Annotated in this window: 15 protein-coding genes and 1 pseudogene; all 16 read right to left on the reverse strand. The window is 57.0% G+C overall.

The window, feature by feature from the left end:
• Nucleotides 1–3: 3 nt before the first annotated feature.
• Nucleotides 4–1152, reverse strand: coding sequence for a pyrroloquinoline quinone biosynthesis protein PqqE (gene pqqE / locus EPE01S_RS12400; protein WP_062745442.1), 1149 nt, complete (start codon nt 1150–1152; stop codon nt 4–6).
• Nucleotides 1139–1396 carry a pyrroloquinoline quinone biosynthesis peptide chaperone PqqD gene (gene pqqD / locus EPE01S_RS12405; RefSeq protein ID WP_062745778.1) on the reverse strand — a complete coding sequence of 86 codons (258 nt, stop codon included), beginning with the start codon at nt 1394–1396 and terminating at the stop codon, nt 1139–1141. The genes pqqE and pqqD overlap by 14 nt, the downstream gene beginning before the upstream one ends.
• A gap of 20 nt (nt 1397–1416) precedes the next feature.
• The gene (gene pqqC / locus EPE01S_RS12410; protein WP_062745444.1) at nt 1417–2172 is read right to left on the reverse strand and encodes a pyrroloquinoline-quinone synthase PqqC; all 756 of its coding nucleotides are present in this window, start codon (nt 2170–2172) and stop codon (nt 1417–1419) included.
• Entirely contained in the window at nt 2169–3080 is a 912-nt protein-coding gene (pqqB, locus tag EPE01S_RS12415) for a pyrroloquinoline quinone biosynthesis protein PqqB (protein ID WP_062745446.1), read from the reverse strand. Before pqqB ends, pqqC begins: the two co-directional genes overlap by 4 nt.
• Before the next feature lie 236 nt (nt 3081–3316).
• The gene (pqqA, locus tag EPE01S_RS22910; protein WP_072166356.1) at nt 3317–3388 is read right to left on the reverse strand and encodes a pyrroloquinoline quinone precursor peptide PqqA; all 72 of its coding nucleotides are present in this window, start codon (nt 3386–3388) and stop codon (nt 3317–3319) included.
• 181 nt (nt 3389–3569) lie between these two features.
• Entirely contained in the window at nt 3570–4607 is a 1038-nt protein-coding gene (locus EPE01S_RS12420) for a dipeptidase (protein ID WP_062745449.1), read from the reverse strand.
• A gap of 100 nt (nt 4608–4707) precedes the next feature.
• Nucleotides 4708–4926: an ogr/Delta-like zinc finger family protein gene (locus EPE01S_RS12425; RefSeq protein WP_062745453.1), complete on the reverse strand. Its 219-nt coding sequence runs from the start codon at nt 4924–4926 to the stop codon at nt 4708–4710.
• 75 nt (nt 4927–5001) lie between these two features.
• Nucleotides 5002–6141 carry a contractile injection system protein, VgrG/Pvc8 family gene (locus EPE01S_RS12430; protein ID WP_062745457.1) on the reverse strand — a complete coding sequence of 380 codons (1140 nt, stop codon included), beginning with the start codon at nt 6139–6141 and terminating at the stop codon, nt 5002–5004.
• Nucleotides 6138–6611 (reverse strand): phage tail protein, encoded by a 474-nt coding sequence (locus tag EPE01S_RS12435; RefSeq protein ID WP_062745460.1) that lies wholly within the window; start codon nt 6609–6611, stop codon nt 6138–6140. The genes EPE01S_RS12430 and EPE01S_RS12435 overlap by 4 nt, the downstream gene beginning before the upstream one ends.
• A 3-nt stretch (nt 6612–6614) precedes the next feature.
• Nucleotides 6615–8141: a phage tail tape measure protein gene (locus EPE01S_RS12440; RefSeq protein ID WP_062745463.1), complete on the reverse strand. Its 1527-nt coding sequence runs from the start codon at nt 8139–8141 to the stop codon at nt 6615–6617.
• On the reverse strand, nt 8141–8266 hold the full coding sequence (locus EPE01S_RS12445; RefSeq protein WP_062745465.1) for a GpE family phage tail protein: 126 nt from the start codon (nt 8264–8266) through the stop codon (nt 8141–8143). The genes EPE01S_RS12440 and EPE01S_RS12445 overlap by 1 nt, the downstream gene beginning before the upstream one ends.
• Before the next feature lie 14 nt (nt 8267–8280).
• Nucleotides 8281–8577 carry a phage tail assembly protein gene (locus EPE01S_RS12450; RefSeq protein WP_062745467.1) on the reverse strand — a complete coding sequence of 99 codons (297 nt, stop codon included), beginning with the start codon at nt 8575–8577 and terminating at the stop codon, nt 8281–8283.
• Nucleotides 8578–8684: 107 nt separating this feature from the next.
• Nucleotides 8685–9194, reverse strand: coding sequence for a phage major tail tube protein (locus EPE01S_RS12455; protein WP_062745469.1), 510 nt, complete (start codon nt 9192–9194; stop codon nt 8685–8687).
• Between the two features lie 12 nt (nt 9195–9206).
• Complete coding sequence (locus EPE01S_RS12460) at nt 9207–10376, reverse strand: phage tail sheath protein (protein WP_062745471.1); 1170 nt, start codon at nt 10374–10376, stop codon at nt 9207–9209.
• A gap of 240 nt (nt 10377–10616) precedes the next feature.
• Complete coding sequence (locus EPE01S_RS24085; protein ID WP_373279676.1) at nt 10617–11156, reverse strand: phage baseplate protein; 540 nt, start codon at nt 11154–11156, stop codon at nt 10617–10619.
• Nucleotides 11148–12011 (reverse strand): annotated as a pseudogene (locus EPE01S_RS23800) (phage tail-collar fiber domain-containing protein); the annotation flags it as partial. The gene EPE01S_RS24085 and the pseudogene EPE01S_RS23800, both read right to left, overlap by 9 nt.
• Nucleotides 12012–12016: the final 5 nt, after the last annotated feature.

Below are 12016 nucleotides of genomic sequence, written 5' to 3' on the forward strand. Positions count from 1 at the left end.
CCGTTACCCTTTAAAGATCAGCTGAGCGTTGACCCGCTGTGAGTTCGCGCGGTTGCGGAACTGGAGCTGGCTCACCTGAATATTGGTACAGTTGGCCTGCTCACGCGCCTCAAGGATCATACCGTGATGCTCTGATTTACTGCACACCGGGTCAGCATTATCCGCATTGCCGGTCAGCATAAAGGCCTGACAGCGGCAGCCGCCAAAGTCCTTCTCTTTTTCTGAACAGGAACGACAGGGTTCCGGCATCCAGTCAAAGCCGCGATAGCGGTTAAAGCCGAAAGAGTGAAACCAGATATCTTCCAGGCTCTGTTCCAGCACCGACGGAAACTGCACGGGCAGCTGGCGCGCGCTGTGGCACGGCAGCGCCATGCCTTCCGGCGTGACGCTGAGAAAGATCGCCCCCCAGCCGCCCATGCAGCCCTTAGGCCGCTCTTCGTAATAATCGGGCGTGACAAACAGCAGGTTAGCCAGGTTATCGCTGGCGGCCATTTTCTCGCGATAGCGATGCACCACCGCTTCCGCCCGCTCGATCTGCTCACGCGTGGGCAGCAGCCCTTCGCGGTTGAGCTGGGCCCAGCCGTAAAACTGGCAGGTGGCCAGTTCGACATCGTCCGCTTCCAGCTCAATACAGAGTTCGATGATACGGTCGATCTGGTCGATATTATGGCGGTGCAGCACGAAATTCAGCACCATCGGGTAACCGTGTGCCTTTACCGCCCGCGCCATCTCCAGCTTCTGCTGAAACGCTTTCTTTGACCCGGCCAGGGCCGCATTCAGCACTTCATCGCTGGCCTGGAAGCTGATCTGGATATGATCCAGCCCGGCTTCCGCAAAGGCGTCGATCTTCTTCTGCGTCAGACCGATGCCGGAGGTGATCAGATTGGTGTAAAAACCCAGATCGCGGGCGGCCTTGATCAACTCAGGCAGATCCTTACGCACCAGCGGTTCCCCCCCGGAGAAACCGATCTGCACTGCGCCCATCGCCCGCGCCTGTTTAAAGACCTCGATCCACTGCGCGGTGGTCAGCTCTTTTTCCTGCTGCGCAAAGTCCAGCGGGTTAGAGCAGTACGGGCACTGCAGCGGACAGCGGTAGGTCAGCTCGGCCAGCAGCCAGAGCGGCGGTTTAACGGCTGGGTTAAGCGGGTTCACGGAAGATAATCCACTTCTGTTCGCGGGCTGCCGCGAAGAACTCTTTCACGTCATCATCCACGCCGCCCGCTTCCGGGAAACGGGTGTTAAGCACCGCGATAATATCGGCCAGCGTGCGCTGCCCATCGACCAGTTCGAGGATCAGGGTGGCACTGTCGTTCAGTTTTGCCATGCCTTCCGGGTAGAGGATCACATGGCAGTTCTGCACTTCTTCCCACTGCAGGCGATAGCCACGGCGGAACATCGGGGTGGTTTGCTCATTGATCACAGCAGTTTTCCTCTGTGCCAGACCGCCTGGTCCGTCACGGTATGGTACGGCGGGCGGTTAAGGACGTAAGCCAGGGTCATGGCGTCCAGCATGGTCCACAGGATATCGAGTTTGAACTGTAAAATTTCCAGCATCCGCTGCTGTTTTTCCACGGTGTTACAGTATTCCAGCGCCAGCTGTAAACCATGCTCTACGTCGCGGCGCGCCTGGCTCAGACGGCCACGGAAATAACCGTATCCCTCTTCTTCAATCCAGGTGTAGTGCTGTGGCCAGCTGTCGAGCCGCGACTGGTGGATCTGCGGTGCAAACAGCTCGGTCAGCGAGCTACAGGCCGCTTCCTGCCACACCGCGCGGCGGGCAAAGTTAACGTAAGCATCCACGGCGAAACGCACGCCGGGTAAGACCATCCGCTCAGAAAGCAGCACCTCACGATCCAGCCCTACGGCTTCCCCCAGCCGCAGCCAGGCTTCGATGCCGCCATCACTGTCGCCCTGCCCGTCATGGTCGAGAATGCGTTGCACCCACTTACGCCGCGTCAGCGGATCCGGGCAGTTCGCCATGATCGCCGCATCTTTCAGCGGGATGCGGGTCTGGTAATAAAAACGGTTCGCCACCCAGCCCTGGATCTGTTCGCGTGTGGCCTCACCGTTATGCATAGCAATATGGAACGGATGGTGGATATGGTAAAAAGCACCGCGATCGCGCAGCGCCTGTTCAAACTGTTCCGGGGTCATCAGCGTCGGTTGGGTCATAGTTCAATACTCATGCCATCATAACTGACCTCAATGCCCCGCGCGGTCAGCGCCTGGCGCTCGGCAGAGGATTCATCAAGGATCGGGTTAGTGTTATTAATATGGATCAGGATTTTACGTTTTGCCGGCAGACGGCTCAGCACCGTCATCAGGCCCTGCTCTTCACCCAGCGCCAGGTGGCCCATGTCGCGGCCCGTATTGCGCCCGACGCCGGTATTCGCCAGCTCGTTGTCCTGCCACAGCGTGCCATCAATCAGCAGACAGTCGGCCTGCGCCATTAACGCCAGCAGCGGCGCATCGGGCTCACCTAAGCCTGGCGCATACAGCAGCTTACTGCCGCTGGTGGTATTTTCGATCATCAGCGCTATGTTGTGGCCCGGGAGCGGTCGCCCGCGATACGGTGAATAGGGGGGCGCATTGCTGAGGATCGGGATCGCGGTAAAGGTTAACGCCGGGCAGACCGCCACAGAGAAAGGCTGCGCGGGCGCAATGGCGTGGTGGATCAGTCCGCCGTTCCAGTGCTTTAGCATGGTAAAGATCGGGAAGCCGCTGGTCAGATCCGCGTGCACTTCCGGGGTACACCACACCGGATGCGGGCAACCTTCACGCAGGTTAAGTAAACCGGTGCAGTGGTCGATCTGGCTGTCGGTCAGAATGATCGATCCTATCGCCGTGCCGCGCAGCACGCCCTGCCTGTGCAGCTCCGGGTTGGCGGCAATCTGGTGGCAAATATCCGGTGAGGCATTACACAGCACCCAGTCGGTACCGTTATCACTGACGGCAATCGAGGACTGCGTCCGCGCGGTGGCGGGGATAGTGCCGTCACGTACGCCCTGGCAGTTGTGACAGTGACAGTTCCATTGTGGGAAACCACCGCCAGCCGCAGAGCCGAGAACTTTGATTTTCATGGGTCAACCAGCAGAAGAAATAAAAATGCCTGCTACAGCGCAGGCATCCACATGACTTACCTGAATAATTCGTGCTGTCGCAGTGACAGTGCGAAGTAGGGAGATCAGGCATTAGCCTAAATAATTCGAGTTGCAGCAAGGCGGCAAGTGTGAGAATCCCCGGGAGCTTACTCAGGTAAGTGACCGGGGTGAGCACACGCAGCCAACGCAGTTGCAGCTTGAAGTATGACGGCGAATTAGCGGTTGGAGATGTACAGAGTCACTTCCAGGCCCAGACGCATATCGATAAAGGTCGGTTTAGTCCACATAGTCATTTCCTCAGGTGTTTAAAAAACGGCCGCACTGCATTCAGTGTCGGCAAATGATCGGCATGTTGTCAAATTACAGGAATTTGGCGGCACAGATGTTGCGCCTATGATAAATCGATATCAACCCTAAAATCTGCGCGGTTTATGCTGTTTTTGAACTATTTGGTTCAAAACTCAGATCTTATTCACCCCAGGTTTTTTTCAGCACCCGCAGCCAGTTGGTTCGACAAAGTTTAGCCAGCAGCGGTTCCCCGTAACCCGCTTCACGCAGCGCGTCCAGCAGGCGCGGCAGCCCGGTCACATCCCCGATCTCGTTGGGCAGGTTGATGCCATCAAAGTCCGAGCCAAAAGCAACGCGGTCTTCCCCCAGCTTTTCCAGCAGATAATCGAGGTGCTGCACCATCACACTGAGCGGCATATCGCCGTCACGTTTGCCGTCAGGACGCAGAAACGCCGTACCGAAGTTCAGCCCCACCAGCCCGTCGCTTTCTGCAATAGCGGCCAGCTGCCTGTCGGTCAGATTGCGCGGTTGCGGGCATATGGCGTGGACATTTGAGTGGCTGGCCACCAGCGGCGCTTCGCTCAGGCGCGCCGTGTCCCAAAAGGCTTTTTCATTCATGTGCGACAGGTCTACCATCAGGCGGCGCTGATTGCAGGCGCGGATCAGACGCTCACCTGCGGCGGTCAGCCCGTCTCCGGTATCCGGTGAACCCGGGAAGCTGCCGCTGATCCCCGTACCAAAGCGGTTCGGCAGGTTCCAGAAGGGCCCGATGCTGCGCAACCCGGCCTGCTGCCAGCTTTCCAGCTGGCTGAGATCCTCATCCAGCGCGTCTGCACCTTCCATATGCATCACCATCGCCAGCACGCCGTTTGCCATACACTGCTCGATGTCGCTGACGCCGCGGCAGATTTTCGCCTGGCCTGCCGACTGCGCCTCCAGCTGGTGCAGGATGGCGATCTGCTCTCCGGTGATGGTCAGCGCATCGAACGGCTCTGCCTGACGCGTGGGGAACTTCGCCACGTAATCCGCTGGCGGCACAAAAATCGCAAACAGACCGCCGGCAAAGCCGCCTTCGCGCATCCGCGTCAGGTCAAGATGGCCACTGAGGCGCTGATGCAGGAAGGCCTGCGCCGGATCCTGCGCATGGTGCAGCCAGAGATGCAGTAACACATCGTTATGACCGTCAAAGAGGGGAGCGTTCGGAGAAGAGTTTGTCATGGTTGCGCCAGCGTTCGCCTGAGAAGCAGAACAGGATAGCGCAGTTTGGCGGGATGGGGGACAGGCAAAAACCAGGGCGGGCACAAACCCGCCGCTGGGGTTAGCTGCCAAGACGGCTGGTACGGGTTTTCACCGCTGCCGGTGGCGGCGTGGTGGCCTCCACCGGCCGGGCCACAATTCCGGTAATACTCTCCATCGATTTAAAGGTACAACTGCAGTTCAGATTCTGGCACTGGTGATAGCGTTCCTTGGTCTCACTGCTGAGGATCCGGCTGGAACGGGCATGGCTGTTATGCTGGCAAATCGGGCAAGGCATCATGGCTGACCTCCACTGGTCATCAGTTAAACTCACACATTGTGAATAAAACTAATTATATTCACTTAAAGTGAATCATCAAGTGGTTTTTTCACTTCCCGTGACATTATTCGGTTTAACGTCAATGTCCCAGGTTTCACCACCCACCGATTTTTCCAGGTTCACCGTTGTACGAAATCCATTATTATCAATCACATGATTCACTTTGATTATTGTCCACTGTTGGGCATCAATCATCGTTTTGAACCCGCTCAACCGTATCGGTGTTTCCGGTATCAACACTGGCATTCCCTGAGCAATCACAAAACTCATGCTCGCGGTCATCGCCTGGCGTTTCTTCCAGTCAGCCTTCGCGGCGTCCATCGCCTCTTCCTGGGTTTTAAATACCCCAGGTATCTGAGCATAACGTTCATAAAGCGGCTGCGGGATGTCCTGTCTGGCCGTGCCGGGAAAACGCTCGGGTTGGTTTTCAGGGATGACTCGGAACACTCTCACCGTGCCACTGCTGGCTTTATCGAGCTGCATCCATTTGGCCTTAACGCCACTAAAATGCATCTGTGATACCACCTGATAATCATGCTTATCACCGTCTTTACGTGTGAGCAGGAGTTGTGGGATCGCCTGCCCACTGACGGTTTTGTTCGCCCCCCGTACCAGCATCAACACTTTGTCCTTCTTGATCGTGACCGTTGCACCATATTTTGTTGCCATGGTGGTCAGAAACTGCGCGTCGGTAAGACCACTCTGATCTTCATGAACAATCTCAATTGAGGCCAGTTCACCAGCAACTTCTGCCCCAAGTTCATTGCGTTTCGCAATCTGCAATACCATGGCCCCCAGCGTGGTCTTATCGTATGAATGGTTTCCCTTTTCCATTAACGAATCACTCAGATTGGCGCTGCGCCCGACCAGCTTCAACTGATCGGGAGCACCGCTGTGATGCAACTCATCAATAACAAAATCCCCTTTGCAGAACAGTGGCCTGCCCTGCCAGCCGATATACACCCGCAGGATAGCGCCACGCTGCGGCATCATGAGCCTGCCATCACTGTCATCCAGTAACAGCGTCAGCGCGTCAGCTTCTAAACCGCGAGCATCATCAATGGTCATACTCAGCAGGCGTGGCCGCAGATTCTCAGTGATATCCAGATTATTGAGTTGAATCAGATAGTCAGGTGCCAACGGCGCACCGATATCCACCGGTAAACTGTTATTCATACGATGCTCCCTGCCAGGGTTGAGACCTGGGAACTCACATTGCCGTAAATTCGCTCCGCCTGCTGCTTGAGATCACCGAACATGGCACTTCTCGATTCATCGACTCGTTTCAGTTTTAGCGTAAAATTGATCTTCCGAGCCGTGCCGTTTTCCAGTAAGTCAGCATGCACACCGTTGATATTTTCAATGACAAACATGCCATAAAGAAATCCTTCACCATTGAGTAAAGGCCATGCCTGCCCCGCTTCTGCTATATCCATCAGCGCCGCCAACGCAGGAGCTCCCCCGGTGATTTCCGGGCGCAACTCGCCCTGCAACGTGATGTTTTCTTCGCCGACACCCAGAAACTGTTGTGCCGGGCGAGTACCAATACGGCTGCCCGCTGCCCAACGATACGCACTTTCCTGGGTCATCGTCTGAAATGGCAAAGTGCGACGTTTAAAAATAAACATACCGAGTATCATCATCATGGTTTATTGCCCCCAGAAGCTGCTGCGTTGGTTGATAGCAGCACGCGCCTGCGTTTGCTGCTGATGGTTGTCGATCATCGTGCGAACCTCCGCTTCCCCCATACCTGTAGGAACGTTGATCACATAGCTGCTGTTAAAGGTGTTCTGCTGGCTGTTGCTGGTGCTGGACGCTGTAACGGGTTGATAGCGGGCACCGCCAAAGGCGACAGGTGCGGGAGTATCCGGCGCAGCGAAGTCTGCGCCCTCCAGGGCGGCCGAGGGATGCTGTGCCGACGGATCGTCACTCAGCGAGGTTTCTGCATCGGCCGCTTTTTTATCGGCTAACCCAAGCTTTTCCAGCAGCCAGGTGACTTTTCCACCGAGCGTACGTAAAATCGTCAGGGGCAAACTCAATCCATTTACCAAAGCCTCACCGACAAAACGCCCAAGATTCCCCAGCTGCTCCAGCTTCTGCGCCGTCATTTCAATCGGTGAGAAAAACGCCTTTATACTGTCAAAAGCACTATCAATCTGCTTACCTGCCTCATCAAAAATGACCGTTAACGGTTTAAATGCGTCGAATAGTGGCGTCAGCACAGCGCTGATCCCTTCAACCACCCCGCCAAAGAATGCGCTGAGCGGCTCCCAGTACTGGTAAATCAACGCAGCAGCGCCGACGATAGCGGCAATGGCTATACCGACAGGCAACGTGATCGCCCCCAGCGCCGCAGCGATCGCCCCACCAGCAAAAGTAAACACGCTACTCAGGATCCCAGCGCCCGCCATCAACAGATTCAGGCCACTGAGCACCGGTACCACCACCGAGCCGATCGCCCCCAGCGCACCGACGAGGATCACCCCGGCCGCCACCAGTTGGGTGATCCCGCCCGCCAGCGCGGGGTTGTCCTGGATCCATTGATCAACGCCGGTTAATAGCCCGGTGGCGGTCTGCGTCAGGGAACGCAGCGTACCGTCCAGTTGGGTAAACACTGTCAGCCTGATGCTGTCGATCGCCGCATTAAGCTGGCCGATATCCCCCGCGAGGTTATCGGCGGCGGGCATGGCGATGGCGGACGGCGGGCGGACATCAGACGATGTTGCCGCCTCCTTTGGCGGCGCGCCCGACCGTGCCGCCATCACCTGATAGCCCGGCTGCAGCAGCTTCGCCCCCTGGCGCGCCACGCCCATCGCCTGGCTGCTGACCGCACCGATTTTATCCACCACGCCCTGCCCGGTCTGAAAGCGCTGCTGCACCTTGCCTTGCCCGAGCTGAAAGCGCTGCTGTGCTTTATTAAGGTTATTTCTGACACGCTGTGGGCGCTTTTGCGCCTCGGTCACGCGGATCACCTGCAGGCGTTCCTTACTGGCGTCGAGTGCGGATTTGCTGTTGCGCGTTGCTGCCCGGGTACGTTCGGCGCTAGCCCTCAGCGCCACGCGCTGCTGAAACATCGCAAGGCCGAGGGATTGGGTTTCCCCCGGCAGATCGTTTAAAAACAGGTTCGCCCGGATCACCGCTTTGCGCAGCCCATCCAGACCGAGGTTAATACTCATCACGACTCTCCACTCTGTGTACCGCTACGCACAATGGCCTTATGCCGCCAGTCGAGCAGTTCTGCCAGCGACATGGCGTTCATTTCCGACGGCGGCCAGTGAAAGATGGCGGCGATATCCGCCATCAGATCCTCTACCGTCAGGCCGTTGGGCCAGCGGACGTGTCCGGTTTCGCGGACAAAAAACCGATCACCCGTCCGCCCAGCTCAATCAGATCGACCGGGTCGAGATTGAGGCATTCCGATTTGGTCAGGTTCGGCAGCGTGATACGCGGCAGAACAGTGATCAACGCGTCGACGTCCGATCCGGCCAGATCGACCAGACGCGTACCGCGCAGCGTGCCGGCGTTGGGTTTAATCAGTTCCACGCTGTTAATCACGGTATCGCCACGCACGATCGGCGTGACCAGCTGGAGGGTATTTTCTGCTTGTGACATAAGCGTTCCTTTACGGGTAAAGCGGGTCGGATATGCCCGACTCCTGCGGGGTATGCAATTAGGGGCGGGTCTGCCCGCCCCCTGCGGTTACGTCATTACGGGACGGGTTACACCAGGCCGATGTTTTTACGGTGCCCGGCCAGGCGGTCGACACCATTCACTATCTCGACCATGTTCACAGTGTCGATCTCGATCAGCGGTTTACCGTTCCAGGTCAGCTTGTAATAGGTGCATTTGGTGGTGATTTTGGTTTCACTCTCCTCACCCTGCTTACTTTCACCAAAATCGAACTGCTGATGCTTGCCGCGCAGTTCCACCTCCACTGCGATGGTCTCGTCGGTGTCGTCACGCTGGTAAGATCCCATAAAGCGCAGCGGCACCGTGGCCCCGCCCCACTGGGTAAGGATGCGATCGTCGAGTCCGGCAAGGGTCCATTCAAGATCCAGCGCATCGTCTTCCAGACCGTTATCAATGTGCGCCACGCCGTTCATGCCGCCGCCGCGATAGGGATCCAGCTTGCGCGCCAGTTTCGGCAGCGTCAGCGAGGTCACCACGCCCTGGTAGCTGTTAGCATCGTTGAATAAATTCAGGTATTTCAGTTTCTTGGGCATTGCCATTGGGTTTTCTCCTTAGCGGTTCACAGAAGCGGCGAAGTTCGCCAGGTAGCTGTCGGTAATACGCTGACGCAGCGTCAGATCTTCCAGCGGCGGCACCGGGGTGTAGTCGTAGTCGATATACAGCTTGCCGGCTTTCAGGCTCTCCTGATTATTGGCGCTTTCGTCGTACCAGCAGTTGGCGCCCAGCAGGTAACCGGCGTTGATCAGCTCGCGGAATTTCGCGTTGATGCCGGCGATGATTTCGCGCACCAGCGTGGGCGTCAGCGGTTTGTCGTTGGCCCACATATGCGCATCGGCCATGGTGTCGGCAATCACCTGCGCCGAGCGGGTGTAGTTCTCGAAGGCGAACAGCGGGTCATCGCTACAGGTGCGGTTGCCCCAGAAGCGGAAGCCGTCTTTGCGGACCAGGGTGGTCACGCCGGCTTCGTTCAGCAGGTCGGCATCGGTACCGGTCTGCTGCAGATCCCAGAACACCGAGGCGGAAACGCCAGTGACGCCGTTAACGCCAACGTTGGACAGGGTCTTATGCCAGCCGGTGTCGTTGTCAATTTTGGCGCGCAGTCCGAGCGCCCGCGCCGTCGCCCAGGCGGTGTCGGCCTCGCTGGTACGGGTGTTCCAGGCCACAAAATCTGGCCAGATCACCATCAGCTCGCGCTGGCTGAAGTTATCGCGATACTTGATGGCTTCCGTCAGGGTTTTACAGCCATACGCCGAGATATAACCGAACGCACGCAGCTGCTGACACACCGAGGCCAGGGCGGTGGCGACCTCCAGCGAGTCCAGCCCTGGCACGCCAAGAATGCGCGGTTTTACGCCGAGATCGGTCTGCGCACTCAGTAGCGCCTTCATCCCGGTATAACGCCCGTTCTCGTCAGTGCCGCCGATAATGTTGCTGGTTGTCTCAGCGGCGTCTTTACCTTCCGCTACGCGCACCACAACGGTCACCGGCTTACTCTGGTCGGCAATCGCACGCAGTGACTGTGCCAGGGTACCCTGGGAACCGGCTTTACCCAGCGCGGCCAGGACATCAGTGATCAATACCGCCGTATTCAGCGGGAAGGTGGTGGCATCGGCATCTTCTGCAGTACATATCATGCCGACGATGGAAGTGGAAACCGCTGAGATGCTGCGGGTTCCGTCATTCACTTCTACGACGCGTACGCCGTGGTGGTAATTTGCCATCTTTGTTGCACTCCTTTGTTGGGGTGAGGTCATGATGACAAGAAATTAACGGGCGGGCATGCGATGGCCGTTGTGGGGCGGAGGGGACAACGTGGAATTTAAAAATAACTTAAAAACATAAAGTTACATCAATAGAAAAATAAATAAAGATCGGCTTTTACACGCCAAAAACCAATAAAAAGGCTCCCCTGTGTTGCCAGCAGGGGAGCCGTAATTAAATAACAAGTTTTAGGTAAGAGATTATGCGCTGCGGTACCAGCCCATCAGTTTAATAAATGAGTTAGTAATATCCATGGCCGTACCAGATCCGGTATTTGCTGTGGTGCCGGAAAGAGTGTGGGTATGCGCGGCAGAAGCACTAATCGAAACCGTATGCGTGTGCGCGCCAGCAGAATCCGTAGCCCCCAGGTTTTGGTAGTTAAACCGTGTCCAGTTGCTACCCCCAATCTCCCATGGTCCTGTCCTGGACGGTACTCCACCATGTGTATGCGCTCCCGCAGAGTTGGTACTACCGGTATGCGTATGTTGACCGTTGCTACTGGTCGTCCCCGAAAACGTATGACCATGCGCAGGCAAATTCGCCACCGACAGGCTGACCGCATCCGCGCCACCAGTGGTGAAAATATCGCTTCCGTTCGCTTTTGCCAGGCGAATGGTTCTGTTTTCACCAATATATTTCCACGTCGTGCCGGGGAACAGCGTGTTCGGGTTTTTATTCTGGGCAAACCAGGTGACGATCCCAACTGGATAGATCTCGTTCAGAACGTTGCGGTTAGCCAGATCGTAGGCCGCTTTTACCGCTTTTGGCGTTGCGGCCTGCGTTTCACTGCTACTGTTGGTGGCGCTACTCAGCATCACCACCCCTTTTGCGCTGAGCGTCGCATCAGGCTGAGTGCGGTTAGCCAGATCGTAAGCCGCTTTCACCGCTTTTGGTGTCGCAGCCTGCGTTTCACTGCTGCTGTTGGTGGCGCTGCTCAGCATCACCACCCCCTTTGCCGCGAGCGTCGCATCAGGCTGAGTGCGGTTAGCCAGGTCGTAAGCCGCTTTCACCGCTTTTGGCGTCGCGGCCTGCGTTTCACTGCTGCTATTGATAGCGCTGCTCAGCATCACCATTCCCTTCGCCGCCAGCGTGGCATCAGGATGATTACGGCTCTGTTCATGGCTGGCAATGCGCAGATTGACATACTCTTCGGTAGCAAAGATCAGGCTGTCATCCAGCGTCAGGGCAATCGCTTCACTGCTGCTGACCGCCAGCACCATACGCAGGGTCTGCGTTCGTCCCGAACCCTCCTCCAGCGCTGGCTTATAAGTCTCGGCCATATTACTTACCGCCAGCAGCGTGCCGTCTCCCGCCAGAAGGCCCAGCTCACGCATCCAGAACCCACCAGCGCTGGCCGGGATAATCGTTTCAATCACCAGCCAGTTTTTATGGCTGCTCTCCACCTTGACCGAATTGACAGCCTGACGGTACACCTCATGCACCAGTCCGGTCTGCCCCGGCAACGGCGTGGTCGGCTGGCCGCTGCCGTCACCGACTACCATGGTTTTGATATCGACCTGAGTACCACCCTGCATCGCTGCGGCGATGCGCGCCTGTCCTGCCGTGGTCACGACAGATTTAAATTTTAACGCCATGTAAA

Origin of the sequence: Erwinia persicina NBRC 102418 (assembly GCF_001571305.1) — a bacterium.
Classification (GTDB): domain Bacteria; phylum Pseudomonadota; class Gammaproteobacteria; order Enterobacterales; family Enterobacteriaceae; genus Erwinia; species Erwinia persicina.

Excerpts from the sequence above, each read along its gene's own strand:
- pqqD (WP_062745778.1), bottom strand. The coding sequence starts at position 1,396 with ATGTTCCGCCGTGGCTATCGCCTGCAGTGGGAAGAAGTGCAGAACTGC.
- EPE01S_RS12425 (WP_062745453.1), bottom strand. The coding sequence starts at position 4,926 with ATGATGCCTTGCCCGATTTGCCAGCATAACAGCCATGCCCGTTCCAGC.
- EPE01S_RS12450 (WP_062745467.1), bottom strand. The coding sequence starts at position 8,577 with ATGTCACAAGCAGAAAATACCCTCCAGCTGGTCACGCCGATCGTGCGT.
- EPE01S_RS12420 (WP_062745449.1), bottom strand. The coding sequence starts at position 4,607 with ATGACAAACTCTTCTCCGAACGCTCCCCTCTTTGACGGTCATAACGAT.
- EPE01S_RS12445 (WP_062745465.1), bottom strand. The coding sequence starts at position 8,266 with ATGGCGGATATCGCCGCCATCTTTCACTGGCCGCCGTCGGAAATGAAC.
- EPE01S_RS12460 (WP_062745471.1), bottom strand. The coding sequence starts at position 10,376 with ATGGCAAATTACCACCACGGCGTACGCGTCGTAGAAGTGAATGACGGA.
- EPE01S_RS12440 (WP_062745463.1), bottom strand. The coding sequence starts at position 8,141 with ATGAGTATTAACCTCGGTCTGGATGGGCTGCGCAAAGCGGTGATCCGG.
- pqqC (WP_062745444.1), bottom strand. The coding sequence starts at position 2,172 with ATGACCCAACCGACGCTGATGACCCCGGAACAGTTTGAACAGGCGCTG.
- EPE01S_RS12435 (WP_062745460.1), bottom strand. The coding sequence starts at position 6,611 with ATGATGATGATACTCGGTATGTTTATTTTTAAACGTCGCACTTTGCCA.
- EPE01S_RS12455 (WP_062745469.1), bottom strand. The coding sequence starts at position 9,194 with ATGGCAATGCCCAAGAAACTGAAATACCTGAATTTATTCAACGATGCT.
- EPE01S_RS12430 (WP_062745457.1), bottom strand. The coding sequence starts at position 6,141 with ATGAATAACAGTTTACCGGTGGATATCGGTGCGCCGTTGGCACCTGAC.
- pqqB (WP_062745446.1), bottom strand. The coding sequence starts at position 3,080 with ATGAAAATCAAAGTTCTCGGCTCTGCGGCTGGCGGTGGTTTCCCACAA.